This window comes from Planosporangium thailandense (genome assembly GCF_011947195.1).
GTDB classification, from domain to species: Bacteria; Actinomycetota; Actinomycetes; order Mycobacteriales; family Micromonosporaceae; genus Planosporangium; species Planosporangium thailandense.
Window position 1 is genome coordinate 39,140 of the sequence record NZ_JAATVY010000015.1, and the last position, 18,507, is coordinate 57,646.

Annotated in this window: 13 protein-coding genes; 8 read left to right on the forward strand and 5 right to left on the reverse strand. The window is 70.1% G+C overall.

Annotated features, from left to right (window positions below; translation table 11 throughout):
* Positions 1-123: 123 nt before the first annotated feature.
* Genes zwf through eda form a run of 3 tightly spaced genes read left to right on the forward strand, consistent with a single transcriptional unit; the run spans position 124 to position 4,075 of the window.
* Positions 124-1,596: a glucose-6-phosphate dehydrogenase gene (zwf, locus tag HC031_RS20040; RefSeq protein WP_167926898.1), complete on the forward strand. Its 1,473-nt coding sequence runs from the start codon at positions 124-126 to the stop codon at positions 1,594-1,596.
* Positions 1,593-3,449 (forward strand): phosphogluconate dehydratase, encoded by a 1,857-nt coding sequence (edd, locus tag HC031_RS20045; RefSeq protein ID WP_167926899.1) that lies wholly within the window; start codon positions 1,593-1,595, stop codon positions 3,447-3,449. The genes zwf and edd overlap by 4 nt, the downstream gene beginning before the upstream one ends.
* Positions 3,446-4,075, forward strand: coding sequence for a bifunctional 4-hydroxy-2-oxoglutarate aldolase/2-dehydro-3-deoxy-phosphogluconate aldolase (eda, locus tag HC031_RS20050; protein ID WP_167926900.1), 630 nt, complete (start codon positions 3,446-3,448; stop codon positions 4,073-4,075). The genes edd and eda overlap by 4 nt, the downstream gene beginning before the upstream one ends.
* Positions 4,076-4,171: 96 nt before the next feature.
* Here the strand turns inward: eda and HC031_RS20055 are convergent, their stop codons facing one another.
* Entirely contained in the window at positions 4,172-4,396 is a 225-nt protein-coding gene (locus HC031_RS20055) for a hypothetical protein (protein ID WP_167926901.1), read from the reverse strand.
* 290 nt (positions 4,397-4,686) lie between these two features.
* Here HC031_RS20055 and HC031_RS20060 point away from each other — a divergent pair, with 290 nt between their 5' ends.
* From HC031_RS20060 to HC031_RS20070, 3 genes are all read left to right on the forward strand, one after another.
* Positions 4,687-5,517 (forward strand): PIG-L family deacetylase, encoded by an 831-nt coding sequence (locus HC031_RS20060; RefSeq protein ID WP_167926902.1) that lies wholly within the window; start codon positions 4,687-4,689, stop codon positions 5,515-5,517.
* Between the two features lie 418 nt (positions 5,518-5,935).
* Complete coding sequence (locus HC031_RS20065) at positions 5,936-6,703, forward strand: collagen-like protein (protein ID WP_167926903.1); 768 nt, start codon at positions 5,936-5,938, stop codon at positions 6,701-6,703.
* A gap of 250 nt (positions 6,704-6,953) precedes the next feature.
* Positions 6,954-8,384, forward strand: coding sequence for a hypothetical protein (locus HC031_RS20070; RefSeq protein WP_167926904.1), 1,431 nt, complete (start codon positions 6,954-6,956; stop codon positions 8,382-8,384).
* A gap of 57 nt (positions 8,385-8,441) precedes the next feature.
* Here HC031_RS20070 and HC031_RS20075 read toward each other — a convergent pair whose 3' ends face one another.
* The gene (locus tag HC031_RS20075) at positions 8,442-9,539 is read right to left on the reverse strand and encodes a C45 family autoproteolytic acyltransferase/hydrolase (protein WP_167926905.1); all 1,098 of its coding nucleotides are present in this window, start codon (positions 9,537-9,539) and stop codon (positions 8,442-8,444) included.
* Positions 9,540-9,671: 132 nt separating this feature from the next.
* A complete protein-coding gene (locus tag HC031_RS20080) occupies positions 9,672-11,300 on the reverse strand; it encodes an alkaline phosphatase PhoX (protein ID WP_167926906.1) in 1,629 nt (542 codons plus the stop codon).
* 327 nt (positions 11,301-11,627) lie between these two features.
* On the opposite strand from HC031_RS20080, the gene HC031_RS20085 reads away from it, so the two are divergent.
* Positions 11,628-13,079: a trypsin-like peptidase domain-containing protein gene (locus HC031_RS20085; RefSeq protein ID WP_167926907.1), complete on the forward strand. Its 1,452-nt coding sequence runs from the start codon at positions 11,628-11,630 to the stop codon at positions 13,077-13,079.
* A complete protein-coding gene (locus HC031_RS20090; RefSeq protein ID WP_205862993.1) occupies positions 13,076-13,834 on the forward strand; it encodes a hypothetical protein in 759 nt (252 codons plus the stop codon). Before HC031_RS20085 ends, HC031_RS20090 begins: the two co-directional genes overlap by 4 nt.
* Positions 13,835-13,980: 146 nt before the next feature.
* On the opposite strand, the gene HC031_RS20095 is transcribed toward HC031_RS20090, so the two are convergent.
* Positions 13,981-16,899, reverse strand: coding sequence for a M36 family metallopeptidase (locus tag HC031_RS20095; protein ID WP_338090752.1), 2,919 nt, complete (start codon positions 16,897-16,899; stop codon positions 13,981-13,983).
* A 247-nt stretch (positions 16,900-17,146) separates the two neighbouring features.
* Entirely contained in the window at positions 17,147-18,454 is a 1,308-nt protein-coding gene (locus HC031_RS20100) for a heparan-alpha-glucosaminide N-acetyltransferase domain-containing protein (RefSeq protein WP_167926909.1), read from the reverse strand.
* Positions 18,455-18,507: the final 53 nt, after the last annotated feature.

Consider the following 18,507-nt stretch of genomic DNA (forward strand, 5'->3'; position numbering starts at 1 on the left):
TTATGTACGACAAGTTAACACCAGTGGGCTACTTAGGTCTTTCAAGTACCTAAGTTCTTGCATTAGCCGTCGGAAGTGCCCTACGGTGACCGAGGTCTCTTCGAACGAACCCGGGGTTGTGCAATGTCTTCCACTCCAGTCGCCGCCTGCGACTTCATCGTCTTCGGCGGCACCGGCGACCTGGCCATGCGCAAGCTGCTGCCAGCTCTGTACCTACGTGACATCGACGGCCAACTGCCGGCAGATTTCCGCGTCATCGGGGTCTCCCGCGCCGGTCTGGACAGCGACGGCTACCGGGACAAGGTCGCGGCCGAGCTCAGCACGCACGTCCCGCCGGCCCAGCAGTCGGCTGCGGCGGTGGACGCATTCCTGCGCCGGCTGCACTTCGTCAGCGCCGACGCCGACGGCAGCGGCAACTGGCCGGCGCTCGTCGACCTGCTGGCCGAGGCACCGCAGCGGATCCGGGTGTTCTACCTGTCCTGCGCGCCTCGGCTGTACGGTCCGATCAGCCGGACACTCGCGCGCCGGGGACTGGTCAGCGAGCACTCCCGGGTCGTACTGGAGAAGCCCATCGGCACCGACCTGCAGTCGGCCCGTGACATCAACGACCAGGTCGGCCAGGTCTTCGCCGAGTCGCAGGTCTTCCGCATCGACCACTACCTCGGCAAGGAGGCGGTGCAGAACCTGCTCGTGCTGCGGTTCGCGAACATGGTGCTCGAGCCGCTGTGGAACGCCTCGGCGATCGACCACGTCCAGATCACCGTGGCGGAGACGCTCGGCGTCGGGCAGCGGGCCGACTACTACGACGGCTCGGGCGCGCTGCGGGACATGGTGCAGAACCACCTTCTGCAGCTGCTCTGCCTGGTCGCCATGGAGCCTCCGGTGAGCGTCACCGACGACGGCGTGCGGTACGAGAAGCTGAAGGTCCTCCGCGCGCTGCGCCCGGTCACCGGGCAGCTCTCCGCGACGCACACCGTCCGGGCGCAGTACGAGGCCGGCGCGGTCGACGACCGACCGGTGCCCGGCTACCGCGACGAGCTGGACGGCGCCGAGAGCGCCACGGAGACCTTCGTCGCGCTCAAGGCGGAGGTGCACAACCTGCGGTGGCGCGGGGTGCCGTTCTATCTGCGGACCGGCAAGCGGCTCGACGCCCGCCGTTCCGAGATCGTCGTGGTGTTCAAACCGGTCCCCCACTCGATCTGGCCGGGGCTGGAATCCGCGATGACGCCGAACCGGCTGGTGATCCGCCTCCAGCCGGACGAGGGCATCCGGCTCCACATGCTGGCCAAGCAGCCCGGACCGGGCGGAGTCCGGCTGCGGCCGGTCAGCCTCGGGCTCAACTTCGCCGACCAGCTCCCCGACCGTACGCCGGAGGCTTACGAGCGGCTGCTGATGGACGTCGTGCGGGGCAACCCCACGTTGTTCATGCGCCGCGACGAGGTCGAGGCGGCGTGGCAATGGACCGAACCCATCCTGCACGCCTGGCACGCCGGACACGCCCGGATGCACCGCTACCCCGCCGGCAGCGGCGGACCGGACGCGGCGAGGGCACTGATCGAATCCGACGGCCGTCGCTGGAACGAGGACCACACATGAATGAGCCGACACACGGCACCGTGCACCCGGTCGTGCAGGAGGTCACCGCCCGGATCCGTCGGCGCAGCGCGGCGACCAGGGCGGCGTACCTCGACCGCGTCGCGGCCGCGGCCGAACAGGGGCCGGCCCGATCCCGGCTGGCGTGCGCCAACTTCGCGCACGGCCTGGCCGCGATGGGCACCCCGGACAAGGACGCGCTGCGCCGTTTCGTCAAGCCGAACGTGGCGATCGTGTCGGCGTACAACGACATGCTCTCGGCGCACAAGCCGTTCGAGACCTACCCCGCGCTGTTGAAGCAGGCGCTGCGGGAAGCCGGCGGGATCGGGCAGTTCGCCGGTGGCGTGCCGGCGATGTGCGACGGCATCACCCAGGGGCGCGACGGCATGCAGCTGTCGCTGTTCAGCCGGGACCTGATCGCCATGGCCACCGCGGTGGCGCTGTCCCACGACATGTTCGACGGGGCGCTGCTGCTCGGCGTCTGCGACAAGATCGTCCCGGGTCTGGTCATCGGCGCGCTCGCGTTCGGACACCTGCCCACGATCCTGGTGCCCGCCGGCCCGATGGCCTCCGGCCTGCCCAACCGGGACAAGAGCCGGGTCCGGCAGCGGTATGCCGAGGGGCTGGCCAGCTCCGACGAGCTGCTGGCCGCGGAGATGGCCTCCTACCACTCCCCCGGCACCTGCACCTTCTACGGCACCGCGAACTCCAACCAGATGCTGATGGAGGTCATGGGGCTGCACCTGCCCGGCGCCAGCTTCGTACATCCACAGTCACCGCTGCGCGACGCGCTGACCCGCGCCGCCGCGGCCCAGGTGCTGCGGCTGACCGCGCTCACCGACACCTACACGCCGATCGGGCATGTCGTCGACGAGCGGGCCGTCGTCAACGGGGTGGTGGCGTTGCTGGCCACCGGCGGGTCGACCAACCACACGCTGCACCTGCCGGCGATGGCGGCCGCGGCCGGTATCCAGCTGGACTGGGCGGACTTCGCCGATCTGTCCGCGGTCGTGCCGCTGCTCGCCCGGGTGTATCCCAACGGCGCGGCAGACGTGAACGACTTCCACGCCGCCGGCGGCACCGCCTTCCTCATCCGGGAACTGCTCGACGCGGGGCTGCTGCACCCGGACGTGAAGACCGTCGCCGGGCAGGGCCTGGACGCCTACCGCCTCGCGCCGGCCCTGGCGGACGACGAGCTGACCTACGAGCCCGCGCTGGCCGACAGCCTCGACCTCGAGGTGCTTCGGCCGGCCAGCACGCCGTTCGCCCCCGAGGGGGGCCTGCGGATGCTGCGCGGCAACCTCGGTCGCGCCGTCATCAAGGTCTCCGCCGTCGCCGAACAGCATCACGTGGTCGAGGCCCCGGCCGCCGTCTTCGACGACCAGTACGACTTCCTCGCCGCGTTCTCCGCCGGCGCGCTCGACCGCGACCTGGTGGCGGTCATCCGGTACCAGGGACCGGCCGCCAACGGCATGCCGGAGCTGCACAAGCTGACCCCGGCGCTGTCGGTGCTGCAGGAGCGCGGTCACCGGGTCGCGCTGGTCACCGACGGGCGGATGTCCGGCGCCTCCGGCACCGTCCCCGCCGCCATCCACGTCACCCCGGAGGCGGCGGCCGGTGGACCCATCGCGCGGATCCGCGACGGTGACCCGGTCCGCCTCGACGCCCGTACCGGCGTGCTCGAGATCGACGTTCCCGACGGCGAGCTCGCCACCCGCGCCGTCGCGGCGCCACCACCGCAGCAGCACGACCCGGTCGGCACCGGGCGCGAGCTGTTCGCCGCCTTCCGGCGCAGCGTCGGCCCGGCCGAGTACGGTGCCAGCGTCATCCATTCCCTAGCAAAGGCGTCCGCATGACCACCCTGACCTCCGCCGACCTGCTCACCCTGAGCCCGGTGATCCCCGTCGTCGTCCTCGACGACGCCGACCGGGCGGTCCCGCTCGCGCAGGCGTTGCTCGCCGGCGGCATCCCGGTCATCGAGATCACCCTGCGGACGCCCGCCGCACTGGCCGCGATCGCCGCGGTCGCCGAGCGCGTGCCGGACATGGTCGTCGGTGCGGGTACCGTCACCAGCCCGGCCCACGTCGACAAGGCCGTCGCCGCCGGCGCGCGCTTCCTCGTCTCCCCGGGGACCACGGACGCGCTGCTCGACGCCATGGCCGGCAGTGGTGTGCCGTACCTGCCCGGCATCGCCACGGTCTCGGAGGCGTTGCGCGTGCTCGAACGGGGACAGCAGGAGATGAAGCTGTTCCCCGCCGAAGCCTGCGGTGGCCGGACCTTCCTGCAGTCCCTCGCGTCGCCGCTGCCGGACGCCCGGTTCTGCCCGACCGGCGGGATCACCCCGGACACGGCGCCGCTGTACCGGGCCCTGCCCAACGTCGGCTGCGTCGGCGGCACCTGGCTCACCCCGGCGAAACTCGTCGCCGCCGCCGACTGGGCACAGATCACGCAGCTCGCGGTCGACGCGCGCCGCGAAGCATAGACGCCGACGCCATATCGGTGCGGGGCACTGGAGCCCACTGCCGTCGGGGGCCAGGGGTGCGGCGTATGCGATCGCGCCCCTGGCCCCCGACGGCTTTCAGCTCCGCTCAGCCAGACCCTGTTCGACCACATGGGCGTAGGAATCGGGATCATCGAGATCCGACTGGTGGAGCATCAGAATCGACCATGGGACCGGACAAGGCGGCGCGTGATCAGGGTCCGGACAGAGCATCCGCGAGATGCGTTCCTTGACCTCTTCGGCCTGTTGCGGGGTCGCATAGATGCCCAGCCGGATCTCCCAGATACTCGGTTCTTCCGGCACGGCATATCCCCAATCTGACCTGCGAATAGTACAGAAAGCGAGTTGGCCGCGCCCGCATGATCCATAATGGACGTTCTATCGTTCGCTTTCACAACAGCACGTGTGAATACACCAACCGCGGCAACGCGCTGTCATGCGCCGGGTACGGCGAAGCTACCCGGCTGTCGCCTACGATATTGGCATTTGTCGAAGGGTTTGGTCGGCAGGCGCGCTCGTGCCGGTCACAACAGCGCGCTCCACCGAGCGCCGGCTGACGTCACGAACGAGATCGAGGGTGAGTGATGGTAGACATGGCCGTACCGGACCTGACGCTCGTCGCAGTGCACGCCCATCCCGACGACGAGTCGACCAGCACCGGGGGAATCCTGGCCCATTACGCCCTCGAGGGCGTCCGCACGATCGTGGTGACCTGCACCAACGGTGAGCTGGGCGACAGCCCCGACGGTGCCAAACCCGGCGACAGCGGCCACGACCCGGAAAAGGTGGCAGCCACCCGGTTGGCGGAGCTCGAGGCCGCCTGCGCGCAGCTCGGGGTCTCCCACGTCGAACTGCTCGGGTACCACGACTCCGGCATGCTGGACTGGAACTACAAGGATCGCCCCGACGTCTTCTGCAACGTGCCCCTCGAAGTCGTCGCACGCCGCATCGCCGCCGTCTTCGAACGCTTTCGCCCACAGGTCGTCGTCACCTACGACCCGGAGGGCACCTACCAGCATCCCGACCACGTCCACGCCGCACGCGCGACGGCTCTCGCGGTACAGACGACACCGATCCCAGCGAAGCTCTATTTCAAAGCGAACGGCAGCACGTACTGGAAGGGGATTCGTGAGGCCCTGTCCCAGGCGGGCATCGAGCGTCCCGCGCCGACCGGCGAGCGGTTGCGCGTCATGGAGCTCGTCGAGCAACGGATCACGACAAACATCGACGTCGCCGCGGTAGCCCACAAGAAGCGGCAGGCGCTGTTCGCCCACGCCAGCCAGCTCAGCTCCTCACTCGCGGCGAAGGTCCCCGCCACCTTGTTCCAGGAGGTGTTCGGCACCGAGAGCTTCACCCGCGCGTACGACAAGACGGGTGCCCCGATCCCCGAAGACGACCTCTTCGCCGGCCTCCGACCGGATTAGCGGACCGTCCACCGGGGTGCGCCATGCGACGGGCGGCGAAGGCCGGACAGGCGACCTTCCACCAGTCTGCCGGATGGGTCTGCGCTCGGGACGATCCACGAAACCGGGACCGGGCGCGGCCCGAACGGGAACTCCGGTAGTCGTCAGGGGACGGAGCGGCGGGCCTGCCGCATATGGTCTCGGATCGAGCCCCTCAGCACCTCCCACCCGCTCCGCGCGCCGGGAGCGCGTCAGCCCAGCGACGGATACCGATCATCCCGTGGAAGGATGCGCAGGTCTCGCCGGGCCCATACGGTCTGATTCCACGCGGCCGGCGGCCAACTCCCATGTCCGGTCACCCGGGACATCCGTCCCTGGTGCCTGGGACGGTCACCGCGCAAGCATCGCCGGCGAGCGTTTCCGCACGAGAGGACCGTCAATGTTTCGCAAGCACAGGAGAGCCGCGCTCGTCGGCGTCGGTGTTGTCGCCATCATCGCCACCAGCGCGGGCTCGGCCGTGGCCGGCTCGGTGCTGTTGAATCCGGTCGACGCCGCCGGCGTCGTTCATGCCTGCGCCCAGCAGCACAGCGGCGAGGTCAGGGTGGTCGCCGCCGGTGAGTCCTGCCGGCCCAACGAGGTCGCACTCAGCTGGAACCAGACCGGACCGGCGGGCCCGGCCGGCCCCACGGGCGCCACCGGGCCGGCGGGCGCCGACGGGGCGCCGGGACCGGCTGGACCACAGGGGCCGGCCGGACCGGCCGGCGCCGACGGCGCACAAGGACCGGCTGGACCACAGGGGCCCGCCGGACCGCAGGGACCCGCTGGACCCAGCAGCGCGACGACCTACAGCGGTACAGCCACCGGTACCCACGACATCGGCCCGCGGTCCAGGGCGACCTTCCGGACCGCGGCGCTGCCGGGCGGAGACTGGGACGTCACCTGGTCGGCGCAGGGCAGCAGCCCTCGCATCACGTGCCAGTTGATGAAGCCAACCGGAGACCCTCGCGGGATCATGGGGTCGGTGACGAACGCGCTCCCACTCGACCAACTGCCGAACAGCTTCGAGTACCAGACCGGCGGCGGCGAGTCTCTGGATCTGTGGTGCGCCGGCGCCCCCGGTGACACGGTCACCGGGTTCACGATCACGTTGACCGAGCACACCCAGCACTCACTGACCGTGACCGAGGCGCCCACGAGCACGAAATAGCGGGCCGGCGGGGTGCGGCCGACGTCGGTTGGCGACCGCACCCCGCCGCGTCCGTCCATGTCGTACAAGGAGGTGATATATCCAGTTCGATGATTGACCTCAGTGCTCGTGCCCGACCTGCAGGCGATCACGGGTGCCTGTCCGGAGGGGTTGCGGACATTGACAGGCGGGATAGCGTGGGCTGTTCGCAACCGTACGTCTCGGAGGTTATCGGCGTTGTTGGCGAGTCCGTACGGCGGAGGCTGACAGCGTGGCGACCACCCGCGTGCATTTCGGCGTGGCGGTGGATGGGCCTTCCCCCGCCACTCCCCGCCTCCCCCGCACCCTCAAGATTGCGCTCGTCGACGACGGCGGCCGTCTGCTGGACCTACGCGACGCCGACGACGACGTCTACGGCTACGGCCAACTGCTCGCCCTTCTCGCCCGACACCCGGCATCGTCCGGGATCGCCGCGGACGCCGACGGCGTGGTGACCGATCTGCTGTGCACGGCGGGCCGACACTTGTCGATCACCGACCTCAGATCGGCCGAGGGTTATGCCGATCACTTCGCCGCGTCTCAAGCCCTCAGCGGGCATACCGCAGGCTCCGCGGACCGTCGGGCGGTCGGCATGGCACACGCGCTGCGAACCGGAATCCTGGTGCCCGTCGCCCAGCCGGTGCCCCAGCACCTGCGTGGACTCGAACACGTCCTGGCAGCGCACACGGCTGCACTCGACGGCCGCGACGGGGCAGCGACAGCCCTGTACGAGATCCTGCGCCAGCTGTATCCGGCGGTGCTGCGCGCCTTCCCCGACCCGGCCGCCGAGCTACCGCTCGCGATACTGGCGACCCTGCCGGATCTCCAACTACTCCTCGAACCCTCGGGCGAAGCCGACCGATGGGTCCGGCGACTGGTCGGCGACCTCAGTGAGAGCAGCGGCGCCGACCCCACCACGGTCGCCAGGGCGGTGGCCACTCTCGAGGAGGCGCTTCGGCGTACGCCGCAGCACATCGGGCCGGCGCGCCTGGCCCGTAGCCCGGCGCGAGCCGTCCACCAGGTCGCCGCCGCTGTGCGGGCCCATGACGACGCGGTGTCCGCGTTGCTCGGTACGCTCGCCGCCCGCCTACCCGACCCGCTCACCGCGCGCCAGCCCGACCCGCTCACCGACCGCCTGCCCGACCCGCTCACCGACCGGCAGCGCGAGGCGCGGGTCCAGCCACCGTGGCAGGCGGATGATCTGCTGCTCGCTGACCCGCCCGTACTGCGGCTGGTAGACCCGCTCCCGTCCGATCCGGTCGCGGATGACAAGTCGGATGACGAACTGCCGATATTTCAACAGGCCCGTTCGGCCTGGTTCGCCCGGTCCCCGCAGAACGGCGCGGACACTCCCGGCGGTTGGACCGGGCCGGCCGACGAGGGATGGCAAGCCGCCAACCGGGCCGCCCAGCCTCTGCTGGCGGGTTCGACGACAGTAGGCCTACCCAGACGCGCCCCGATGAGCAACCTCGTTCCCGGATCGGCGGCCCCCGGAGAGAACACCGCGGCGATCAGGCGCGACGCGGCATCGGTCGCGACGCACGCCGCCAGCTACTTCCGTGGCTCGCGGCGTGACGTCACCGGAGACCGTGCGTACGGCGACGGCATCGCCGATTCGGGACCGGTCCGCAACCGTACATGGGATCGGCCCGACGGCTTCTGACCGACCGGCGGCACCGGAGGGGTCAGCCCCACCACCAGGTGGGGCGGATCGACAACATCACCAATCCGGCGAACGTTCGCGGGCACCGCACGAGAACGTGAACGTCGTCCAGGAGTCGACCCCGATGTCACAGGGACGGCTGCCGGCCACGCCCATCGTGGCCGCAACCGGGTCGAGGACAACGGTGGCCAGCGTCGCCCAGCGGGAGCCGAGCGGCCCGCCCTGCGGGGCGTGGCAGCAGACAGGCCCGCCGTCGACGTCGTGCGCGCGCAGGAGACCGACCAGCGTGTCAGCGCGTACCGGCCCGGACGTCCGCGCGACGCATCTGGCCAGCAGGTGGTACCGGTCCACGCTGTCGGGCTCCAGCCCGACCCGCGTGTCACCGGCGGAGAGAACATCGTCGACGAAATGGTTCGTGTGCACGACCCAGTCGCCGACCTGCGGCGCGCGGGCGACACCGGCCGGTGACGCCTCGACGCACGCGATGCCCTGCGGGCTGACGACGGTGAAACAGGTCGAGGCCGCGAGTGGTGCCTCGCCGATGATGGCCAGCGCATGCTCGAGGCTGGTCGCGGTGTCCAGTACCCGGCGGGCCAGAGCGTGCACGGGAACGCCGGGACGGGCGGCATCGCTGCGGTGGCCGAGGATGTTGACGAGCAGGCCGACTCCGGCGGCGTTCATGCCGATCTTCCCGAGCACTCCGACCTCGGTCATGGTCGCGAACGGCAGCCGGGCCGATTCATGCCGCACGACGTCGAACGCGCCGGTGAGCTCGACATGCCAGTCCCAGGTCTGTGCCGCCAACAGGTTGTCGCCGCCGGCGTGGGCGACGGTCGAGCATTCGCCGCGGCGCGCGTTCGCGCCGGCCGCGAGGATCTCGGTGCGCGCGTTCAACGCATGGAGGCGCCAGGCCTCCACTCCGGCAGCGTCGGCGTACGCCTCGATCTCCTCCACCAGGTCCGGCGCCCACTCGGTCAGCGCGGCCCGGCTGGAGTCCGCCCACCGCCGCACCTCGCCGGTTCGCACCCCGGCACCCGCGAAGAGGGCCTCATACGTCGTCAGCGCGGCGTCCAGCCGGGCCGCGGTGGCCACGGCGAGCGTCCGCGCGCCGGCCTGTGGATCGGCCGGCACGGTGATCACACCGATGGTGCCCATGACATCCTCACTCGCGCACGGGGCAGGCCGCGCGCTGACGGATGATCATGCCATCCGGACGGACCGGCCGGAAGGTCGGCGCCCTCGACGGACCGGTCCCGGGCCGCGAGGGACCCGGGACCGGTGGGACGGTCAGCCGTCGTTGCGGGTGATCTCCCACAGAATGTTCTGGCCGTGCTGCTGGCTCCAGAACACGCGCCACCCGTCCTTGAACGGCTTGGGGTTCTGCGCTCCGAGGATGCCGGCCGGGCCAGGGTCTCCGTTGGAGACGTGGATACCGGTGATCTCGTTGTCGTCGTCGTTGTTGAAGCCCGGCGTACCGATCAGCAGCGCGTCCTCGGTCGCGGCCTCGTCACGCCCCTCGGCGAGGAACCGTACCGGCTGGCGGCCCGTACGGTAGTCGGCGCCGGCGTCGAACAGGTACGCCGAGTCCAGCGCGCCGCGCTGGTTGTGCAGCGTCGAACCGGCGTCCTCGACGGCGGCCAGGTGGTCGGCGTCGACGAACGCGATGTTGTCCAGACCTGAGTGGGCCTGGTCGCCGGCGTAGAACAGCCGCAGCTTGCCGTGGTCGGCCCGCGGGTCGTCCTGGGTGAGCTGGTACACGCCGCCCCAGCCGCCGTACGCGGCGTTGGCGTCGCTGGCCGCGTTGGTGTCACCGGTAACGGTGAAGTAGAACTCGCGGAACTTCGTACCCGGCCGGAACACGCCGTTCTCCGGCCGCTTGAACGGCGTCGCCCCGGCCTGCTTGGCCAGCGCGTTGGCGTCGAACGCCAGACCCGAGTGGTCGGTGGCGGTGTCGTGGACGGTCACCCACGCCGTGTCGAACACCTTCCCGTACGAGCTGAGGTCCGCCTGGTCGGCGGTGAAGACGCCGCCCGTCGGGTGGGCCGCGTCGATCCCCTGGAACGTGATCGGGGCGTGGCTGCGGTTGGAGACGACCTGGAGCGCCTGCAGCTTGCCGCCCTTGGTCAGGTCACTGCGGTCGACCGGCACGAAGCGGTACACGAAGCTGCCGGGGTTCTTCGCCTTGCTACCGGCCGGCGAGGCGCCGCTGGCGTCCTCGACCAGCCACACGTTGCCGGCGGAGTCGTTCTGGACGCCCTCGTAACCGGCCCGGCCGAGCGCGAAGGAGATGTCCTCCACCTTGCTGTTCACGTCCGGGGTGGCCTGCAGGACCGCACCCTTGTTGCCGTTCTCGGCGGTCAGCAGCAGCCGCTTGGCCCACGGGTCCCAGGTGGACCCGTCGATGTCCGGAATCGGCGTCTTGCCGTCGGCGAGCGTGGTGGCCAGCAGCGTCACCCGGTGTGCCGGGTCGGCGTCGAGGTTCACGCGGGTGAGGTACCCGGCCGGGCCGCCCTCGTGGCCCTGGAACACGAAGTTGCGGCCGTAGTCGTAGGTCGGGTCGGCGCCGTGCAGGCCGGACAGCCGCAGGTACGTGTTCTTGTCGGGCTCGGTCTTGCTCGCCTCGGCGAACCCCTTGGCCGGGTCCGGCGTGAGGGTCCCGTTGTTCAGGTACCCGTAGTACTTCACCAGGTCGGTCGGGTTCTCGAGCACGTTCGAGCCCTGCGCGACGATGTACTCGCGCAGCTGCGGCGACAGCGCGTTGGGCGCCGCGACGCCGCGGACGGCCGGGTTGGCCGCGATCGACGTCCAGTTGAGCTTCTCGTCGGCGTTGGCGGTGCCGGCGCTGAGCGCGCCGACCCCTGCGGCCGCGACGGCGAACACGGCGGCACCCGCGATCGACCGCTTTCGTAGAGCCATTTCCTACCCTCTCTCCGGGAATGGACAGCGGTAGTCAAGGCAGCGCAGATCACGACCGGGCGGGCGGGACACGACGCGAAATTGACCAACGGCTGAACAATTGCGTCCCCGCTACGCGGCCGGGCGACGCCGACGCCGTCCGTTCGCGGCGGCGCGCACGAACTGAGCGTGCCTGCCTGACCTGGGCATTGATGTCGCGGCATTGATCGCCGGCCGGCGCGGCCATGGCCTGGCCGCCGTCGTACATCAGGACGCCACCACTCGCATGCCGTCGTCCGAGCAACGCGTGTCCGTCAGTATGACCGGCCTCGCTAACTATCCATTCGGATGATGCCGTCCCGCCTCGCCATTGGAAAGATCTCGATCAATTTCGAGTCGATCAAGTCGGCGAGCGCTCAGATCTGCGGCATCGCCAAATCTGTTGAAATGGGGAGGATTTTGAAATCTATCGTTATCACGCGGCTGATACGGAGCCGCCTTCGCGTGGCGATGACGATCGCCGCCGCTGCCACTGTGTCCACTGTCCTTACGATCGCTCCCCCGGCAAGCGCGAAGGATGACGGCACGCCGGCACCGCTCCCGGACGCGCAGTCAACGGACAACCTCGACCCGACGCTGCTGGCGACGATGAGAAAACAGGAGGCACTCAATCCCGCTCTCACCGTGCTGACCGAGGAGGCGATGAAAACACCCACGGGCGGCTTCTCCAGTTTCGCCTTCGAGGGTGACGGCCTGTCGCTGTACTGGAAGGGGCCGCTGCCCACCGGAATGACTGCGGCCCTTGGGGCTGCCAGGAAGTTCGGATCGGTGCAGGTGAAGCCTGCCGCGTACTCGAAGGCGGAACTGGAGACCGCCGCCGCGAAGATCGAGTCGGCGGGGCAGGGCCGGTCGAACATCCAGTCGATCAGCTTCAAGGGTGACGGTAGCGGGTTGGTGGTGGAGAAAATGGCCCCGGTTGCTGCCGCGGCGCGGTCCGCCAAGCTACACCAACCGATTGTGGGCGCCGAGGAGGCTGTCGGTAAGGCGCTCGTAAACGTGCCGGTCGAACTGCGGACCGCCGCAGCGCCCACACATTTTCTCGGCTGTCCGAGTACGGGGTGTAACCGTCGTGACGATACGTCTCCGTGGAATTCGGGCGACTACATGTACGACGTGCTGGTGTCGCAGGGCAAGGCGAACCAGTGCACAACCGGATTCGGTGTGAGTAACGCGAGCGGAACGACCTACATCCTGACGGCCGCACACTGCATCACCTGGCATGCCGGTGGCGGCGATGACGTGTACGACTACAGCCGCGAGTACATGGGTCGCGCCTCCATCAACGAGGACTGGGACAAGGACCTCATCCTGGTCCAAGCCCGGGGCTTCCAGTGGATGTTCGACGGGAGCCCGACGACGTCATTCCACAAGACGGTGCACTCGTGGGGGTACTGGGCGAACGGCGAACTTCTTTGCCAGTCAGGGTCGACGAGCGGCACGGTGTGCGGCCTCAAGACCGAGAATGTCAACTACTCCAACTCGCAGTGCGACTCTGACGGTGACTGCTACACCATCCATGGACTGATCGGCGCCACCCAGGTCGACGGGCGGACGGCGGGTCTGCCCGGCGACAGCGGCGGACCGGTATTCTCTCTCGACGGCGATGGGGTCCGTGCCAAAGGCGTCGTTTCCGCCGGAAGCGGGACACACCTGCTGTTTCAAGATATGGCAGACGTGACCACGTCCCGGTCGGGGCCGGGTACCTCCGGTTGGAACGCGGTCTGGCCGCTGACCGGATGACCACGTTCGCTGCCCCGGCCCGGAATCCTCGCGAGGCCGGGGCAGCGAAGCTCGGCAGTTTTGGTTTGCTCTCCCGTGGACGGCCCGGTAGACCGGCCGACCGACAGTTGAAGAGGCGGGCTCTGGTGGAACACGAAGACAACAACACGACGTACCGGGCACGCAGCAGTTCTCAGCCGTCGCTACCTCTGATTGCCACGGCTGCCGTAGTGCTCGCCATCGGCGTGGGCGCCGGAGTCGCCGCGCTGCGGAGTTCGCCCGTGCCGGCCCACGCCACGGCAGCAGCCAATCGAGAGTCCTCCGCCCCTGGGCAACCGTCGTCGAGCACGGTGCCCACCCACGCCGACGACTGCCCGGCCTCGTTCCGCCTCGGTGCCGGTCCGCGCGGCGGGGCCCGGGCCGGGCAGCTGGTGCGGCCCGGCGCCCGGCGGGCGCTCCTGTGCACGTATTTCTCGACGGCCTTCACCGACCCGGTTCCGCTCGCCACCCAAAGCAAGCCGGCCGCTGACACCGCTGCGGTGACCGGATTCTTGAACGACCTGTCCGCCGACGCGCCGCCAGACCAGCATCCGGCCCAGGAGGCGACACCCGTCCACTACTGCGCAGCCGCGAACACCGAGACGTACAAAATTGTCCTCACCTACGACGACGCGCCGAACGCGATCGTCAGCGTCTACTCCTCGTGCGGCATCGTGGAAAGCGGCGGATCGGTCAGATTCGTGTCGAGTATGAAGAAGCTGCTCGCCCACTGGTGACGTGCGCGCGTGTGCCGCGACGACGAACAGCGCGGCCCCCGCGATCGTCCGCTTGCGCGTCGCGGCTCCCGGCAACCGCACCTGCGACGTGGGGCCCTGCGGACGGCGTCCGCAGGGCCCCACGCCCGTTAGTGGTGAACCGGTCGTCAGTTCTTGAACGCCTGGAACTCCGCGATCCGGACCTGCTGGGCGTACGGGCTGCCCGTCGTGCAGTCGGTCGTGGTGGCCGGGTCGGCGTCCTGCTCACCGGCGTAGTCCGGGCCGCCGGTGCACTGGCTGGCCAGTACCTGCAGCCGCAGGTGCGTGGCGACCACCGGCTTGAACGTGAACGACCGCAGGTTCAGCTCGGGCGCGGTCGGCCGGAACTTGCCGCCGGGGAACGCGTCCGGGTTGCTGACGAACACCTGGCGGTACGAGCTGTCCTTGGTGCAGTCGGCGACCTTCGCGTCGCAGGCCAGCACCGCGAACGACCGCAGGGCGCTGAACCGGTTCTGCGAGCCGGTGTCGGCGTCCCCGGTGATCGCCGGGCGCAGCAGCGCGCTCACGTTCACCCGGCTGATCTCCTCGGGCTTGTCACCGGGGAGGTCCACGGTGACCTGCTTGCCCGCGACGCCGGTCAGCGACGCCCAGTCGGTCGACTCGGTGTCGTCGGCGATCTTGTCGAGGTTGATACCGTCGCCGGTCACCGTCGCGCCGGACGCGGTCGACGCCAGGTTGCGGCGCAGGTTCGGCCGCAGGTCCTTGGCCTTGCCGGCCTGGAACGTGTCGCTGAACTTCTCGCTGCCGAACCCGGCGCCGGTCACCGTGAAGGTGAACTCCTTGCCGGGCACGATCTGGAAGGTGGCCGGCAGCGGCGTGGCCGGGTCGGTGTCCGCGACCGGTACCGCCCGCGCCTCGTAGTCGCCCACGTACAGGCGCACGACGGCGTCCTTGCCGTCACCGGCCGGCCGCAGGGTGACGGTGGCGTTGTCGGCGTACGGGGAGGCGAAGCTCGGCGTGGGGTCGGTGTCGTCCGGGCCGCTGGCGGCGTCCCGGCCGAGCCCCGACTCGGCGAAGGCGTGCCAGATCAGATCCTGGTCCGCGCCGCCGAAGCGGGCGATGTCGGCGGCGAGCATGTTGTCGCGCATGTCGACCATGCTGACCTGGCCGCTGGCCTGCAGCAGGAACGAGTCGAACATGAGCTGGATCCAGCGCCGGTTGCCCGGGCAGGACTCCACCGGCGTCGAACCGTCGGCGCAGCTCTGCTGCAGTTGCGGCGTGCCGGCGCCGTACCGCTTGACGAACGCGTCGCGTACCCGCAGGTTCGTCGCGACCCAGATCTCGCCGTCGGAGTGCACTTCCGGTCCGACCAGGTCGAACCCGATGTCGGAGAAGTTCAGCGGGCTCTTGCTGGCGTCGTAGTCGCGGATACCCGTCTCGTTGTTACCGGTGACGTAGGTGCCGATGACGAACGGGGTGGCACCCGGCGCGCGCAGGTTGTTCTCGTACAGGTACTCGGCGGCGACCAGGTCGCTCCACGCCTCACCCATCGAGCCGCCCTGGAACGAGGTGATCCCGGTGTCGGGGCCCGCGATCATACGGTTGGTGATCGCGTGCGTGTACTCGTGCCCGACGACGGTCATGTCGTAGTCACCGTCGACGCACGGCGGGTACGCGCTACCGGCCTGCGGCTGCCACAGGTACATGTTCGTGCTCGGCAGCGCGCCATCGCGCGGAGTCGACTGGTTCGCGTTGTTGCGGGAGCCGCCGAGGGCGTTGGACTGCGCCCGGCCCTGCTCGGCGTCGCCGCCCTTGCCGGCCCCGGAGAGGTTGACCGCCTGCAGGTTCCAGGTCACCTCGGTGAAGCCCAGGTGGTACGCGAAGTCGTGCATCCGGTTGTGCTGCGCGAACAGGTTGGTCACGGCGGCGTCGGCGTCGTTGCGCTGGGCCGACGTGAACCCGGCCGGGTTGCACTGCGCCTGGTGCCACTGGTCGGTGAACGGGTAGGTGTAGGTACGGCTCGGGCTGAGCGTCGCGGTCGGCGACGCGCTGCCGGCGCCCCAGCGCACGGTGTCGTTCGCGGCGTTGCCCACCGAGGTGCCGGTCGGCTTGCCGGTCGCGAGGTCGACGTCCCACGCCTTGCCGCTCACCGGGTCGCGGACCGTCTGCGTGCAGCCCGGCTGCGGGTTGAGGCACCAGTGCGTCCGCGGGTCGGTGCCCGGCGCGATGCTGCTCGGCGGGGTCGCCGGGAACACGGCCCAGTCGGGGTTGTCGGAGTCGAAGTTCACCAGGTCCTCACGGAGCAGGACCTCGCCGGTACGCCCGTCGACGTAGGTGGTGTACGCCGTCGGGTCGGTGGCGCCGTTCGCGATCAAGGTGACCGAGTAGGCCGCGCGCGGACCGTTGTCCGGGGTCGGCACCGCGACCTCGTAGACGTCCGACGAGGTGACCTGGCCGGCGGTCAGCCCGGCGTCACGCAGCGCCGCGTCGGTGGCTTCGGCGGGCATGAGGGTGGCCGGCTGCGGCGCACTGGTGTCCCGGGACAGCGACGAGCTGACCCGGAGCACCTTACCGTGGTCGACCAGTACGCTGACCAGGCCGTCGTGACCGGACGGCAGGTCACCGAAGCGCTGCCGCAGCTGTACCACCGAGGCGCCGCCCAGCGGCTGCACGAGGACGGTCTGCATCGTCTCGACCGAGGCCTCGTCGATACCGAACAGCTCGTGGTTGGACACGAGGAACTGCCGGACGGCGGATTCCGGGTCCGCGGGCAGGTCGGTCGCCAGGGCTTTGTCCGGGCCGATCGCCTCCGGCGTGCCCAGCTGGTTCCAGCGCACCGTGCCGAACCGGCCGGCGAGCGCGCGCTGCCGGGCGCTCGGTGACACGGTGCCCTTCCGGTTGTCCTTGCCGCGCGGGCCGTGGCCCTCGCCCAACACGTCTGACGCGTGCGGTGGATTCGGGCCGTGGCCGGGCCCGGCGTTCGCCGGCGTGACGCCGGCCATGCTGCCTGCGACCGCGACGGCCGCCAACAGGTAGACGGGCCGCAATCGCCGCCCGGCGCGCGTTGTCCACACAGGTCTGCGCACTGATTACCTCTTCGTTCCGGGGTTGTGAATGGGGGGTGTCAGTCGGGCTGACCGTGGAACGGCCGGCCGGGGTACGGAAAGTTGCAAATAAGTAAACGTTTGAATGTGGTCGGGGTTACTGCGACAGTCCGTAAGGACCCGACCCGGACGCCAGCCCTCACACTTTCGGGTAGTCGAGGGGGTAACGGGGACCCGGGGCCGCGCTCAAACGGCGGTCCGCCACCAGATCCACCGGCCTGGCGGCGCGCTACCGCTCGGGACGACGAACGCCTCGTCTCCCCGCGGAGGGAGATCGCGCGGAAGAGATCGCTCGGGAGGAGATCACGCGGTACGCGCGACCCGCTGCCGCCGTGACGGCCGCCTCCAGGGGGCCCCGCCCCGTCACCCGCCGCCACGCCGCGGCGAAGACGAGCGAGACGACGACCATGACGACGTACAACGCCGCCTGCTGATCGCTCAGGATGCCGGTCGCCAGAAACAGAACGTGCGTGGAGTACAGCGTCAGGGTCATGCTGCCCGCCGCCGCGACCGGGAACAGCAGCCGCGCGATGAGAGCGGCTCGGGTGACGAGCAGCGCAGCGCCGAGCAGCGCGGTCGCCGAGCCCAGCGTGTGCAGCAGGTCGATCGGCGTACTGGAGTGCGGCGCCCGGACCGCGAGCCACCACCAGGACGACGACGTACGGTCGGGATCCCACAGGATGACGCTGGTGGCCGAAGGGCCGTCGGCGTGGGCCGACGCGGCATCGCGCAGGTGACGCAGGCCGCCCAGCGGAAAGAGCAGCACGGACGACGTGAGCCAGGCGGAGACGGCCACGGCGAGCCCGGCACCGAACAACCACGCCGCGACCCGCGTCGAGGCCAGATCGAGCTGACCGATCGCCAGCCCCGCGCAGATGTAGGCCATCCACACCAACGCCGGGTAGGTGCCGGTGACGAGCAGCTTGTCGAGGAACCGGGCCGGATGCTCGACCAGTAACGGGAACGTCGGGTTGCCGGGACGGGTACCCAGCGGATTGCTGCCCGTGGCCTGCATCAGCACCGGCACGACCACCGCGATGCCGGCGGCGGCGAACGCGAGGACGCGCGGGCCGAGGCTCAGCAACGGGATCGCGAGCAGGAAGAACATCGCGTAGTACGGCAGGATCACGGCGACGTCGCCGACGAATCCGAGCGCCAGGCCGATGGCGCCGATACAGAGCGCGCGTGCCGCGACGGCGCCGGCGACGGCGATGCGGTTGCGCTCCCGGAGCGTACGCGGCCCGCCGGTGATCCAGCTCAGGCTGACCCCGGCGAGCAGGGCGAAGGTCGCCGCGGACCGGCCCGCGGCCACCACCGTCGCCAGCGAGGCCCTGCCGTCGTGGTCGAAGGTGTCGAACACGTGGACCGCCATCATGCCGACCAGTGCGAGGCCGCGGGCGACGTCGACGCCGACGATCCGTGGCCTCGCCCCGCCCGCGTGACCGCCCGACGGACGTCCGGCGGGCGCCACCAGCGCGCCACCGGTGCCGGTGGGATCCGCGTCGCCGCCGGCCGGCGGACTACCGCGCCACGTCAAACCCGAATCTCCGAAGTCTCGCGCGGGTACCGGCGCCCCTCCCCGGCCCGGAG

Bases quoted from the DNA above. Each gene is read 5' to 3' on its own strand.
- zwf (WP_167926898.1), top strand. From the start codon at position 124: ATGTCTTCCACTCCAGTCGCCGCCTGCGACTTCATCGTCTTCGGCGGC.
- edd (WP_167926899.1), top strand. From the start codon at position 1,593: ATGAATGAGCCGACACACGGCACCGTGCACCCGGTCGTGCAGGAGGTC.
- eda (WP_167926900.1), top strand. From the start codon at position 3,446: ATGACCACCCTGACCTCCGCCGACCTGCTCACCCTGAGCCCGGTGATC.
- HC031_RS20060 (WP_167926902.1), top strand. From the start codon at position 4,687: ATGGCCGTACCGGACCTGACGCTCGTCGCAGTGCACGCCCATCCCGAC.
- HC031_RS20065 (WP_167926903.1), top strand. From the start codon at position 5,936: ATGTTTCGCAAGCACAGGAGAGCCGCGCTCGTCGGCGTCGGTGTTGTC.
- HC031_RS20075 (WP_167926905.1), bottom strand. From the start codon at position 9,539: ATGGGCACCATCGGTGTGATCACCGTGCCGGCCGATCCACAGGCCGGC.
- HC031_RS20080 (WP_167926906.1), bottom strand. From the start codon at position 11,300: ATGGCTCTACGAAAGCGGTCGATCGCGGGTGCCGCCGTGTTCGCCGTC.
- HC031_RS20085 (WP_167926907.1), top strand. From the start codon at position 11,628: ATGATGCCGTCCCGCCTCGCCATTGGAAAGATCTCGATCAATTTCGAG.
- HC031_RS20090 (WP_205862993.1), top strand. From the start codon at position 13,076: ATGACCACGTTCGCTGCCCCGGCCCGGAATCCTCGCGAGGCCGGGGCA.